The sequence below is a fragment of the Flavobacterium sp. PL12 genome (assembly GCF_039123485.1).
GTDB lineage: Bacteria > Bacteroidota > Bacteroidia > Flavobacteriales > Flavobacteriaceae > Flavobacterium > Flavobacterium weaverense.
Window position 1 is genome coordinate 1 of sequence record NZ_JBANDI010000062.1, and the last position, 1319, is coordinate 1319.

The 1319-nt window shown below is 32.2% G+C and carries 2 protein-coding genes; both read right to left on the bottom strand.

Annotated features, from left to right (window positions below; translation table 11 throughout):
- Positions 1-50: 50 nt before the first annotated feature.
- On the bottom strand, positions 51-968 hold the full coding sequence (locus tag RCH19_RS14705; protein WP_343023862.1) for an IS3 family transposase: 918 nt from the start codon (positions 966-968) through the stop codon (positions 51-53).
- Positions 947-1258 carry a transposase gene (locus RCH19_RS14710; RefSeq protein WP_066082776.1) on the bottom strand — a complete coding sequence of 104 codons (312 nt, stop codon included), beginning with the start codon at positions 1256-1258 and terminating at the stop codon, positions 947-949. The genes RCH19_RS14705 and RCH19_RS14710 overlap by 22 nt, the downstream gene beginning before the upstream one ends.
- Between the last annotated feature and the right edge of the window lie 61 nt (positions 1259-1319).

A 1319-nucleotide genomic window follows, 5' to 3' on the forward strand; every position in this document is an offset into this window, starting at 1 on the left:
TGTTTTGACCCCTATAAAACAAGAGTATTATTCTAAATTTCGATTTTTAATTACGCTGTTAATTTTTTCATCATTATTAAGTGTTTATCAGAGTTCCATTTTTCCATAGGAGTTATTCTTCCTAAGAGTCCATGAAGCCTTATATTATTATAAAAGTTTACAAAACGCTTTAATATTTGCTGGATTTCTCCAAAAGTGCGATAATCGAATCTAGCAAACACTTCTTTCTTTAAAATACCATGATATGCCTCTATATGAGCGTTTTCTTCAGGTGTTGCGACATGTGTAAATTCCTGTTGTACACCTATTAAACCTAGATATTCACGCACGCTTTTAGCTATAAATTGACTGCCGTTATCACTTCTAATCACGACATTTTCAGGATATTGATATTCTTCAAAGAGTTGCGAAAGTAATTCTATAACGTGGTTTTGTTTTATAGTAAAAGAAAAATAATCTTTTAAAATTCTTCGTGTGTGAACGTCAATTATAGATAGTAAATAAGCATTTTTACCAACACTTGGCACCCATACCATCTTAATATCCATCTCTAAACATTGCATTGGTCTAGAGGTATAAACCTTTCTAAATTTCACAAACTTACGACCAGAACCACTTCTATTAATTCTGTTTTCTAGCTTTAGTAAACCTTCTTCTTTCATGATTCGATATAGTTTTTTATGATTTAAAGTATATCCATCTCTTTTTAAGTAGCTGGTCATTAGACGATAACCACAATCTATAAATTCGTTTTTTAATATTTTCTTAATGGAATTTACCACCACTGGCTGTTCGACAAAACCTTTGGTTTGATGAAAAGTTGTTAGTGTAGGAGCATTTCCTTTTTTGCCAAGACTAGGTTCCCTGTAATAACTACTAGCCACTATACCTACCATCTTTATGATTTTAGCTTTGCTACACTTATGTTTCTCGTAAGTATCATTTACTAAATCTTTCTTGGATCGGATGTCCCAAACTTTTTTTTTAAAAGCTCCTTTTGTATTTCCAACTCAATTTCTCTGTCGCTTAACAGCTTACGTAGAATACGATTCTCTTCCACGACCTCTTTATGTTCTTTAGACTTAGTGTCATAAGTAACTTTTAAGCCAGCTTCTCCTTTGTGATCATGCTTCTTTTTCCAGTTATATAAAGTGCCTGTACTAACACCATATTTGCGGCAAGCCTCAACAATACCAATTTCTTCTGAACTAGCTAAGATTTCTAGCTTCTGATCTAAAGTCCATTTCTTGTATTTCATGTTTCAAATATATAAGTTTGAAATTTAAAATAACACTCCGAACTTATCGGGGGCTAAAATA

Excerpts from the sequence above, each read along its gene's own strand:
- RCH19_RS14710 (WP_066082776.1), bottom strand. The coding sequence starts at position 1,258 with ATGAAATACAAGAAATGGACTTTAGATCAGAAGCTAGAAATCTTAGCT.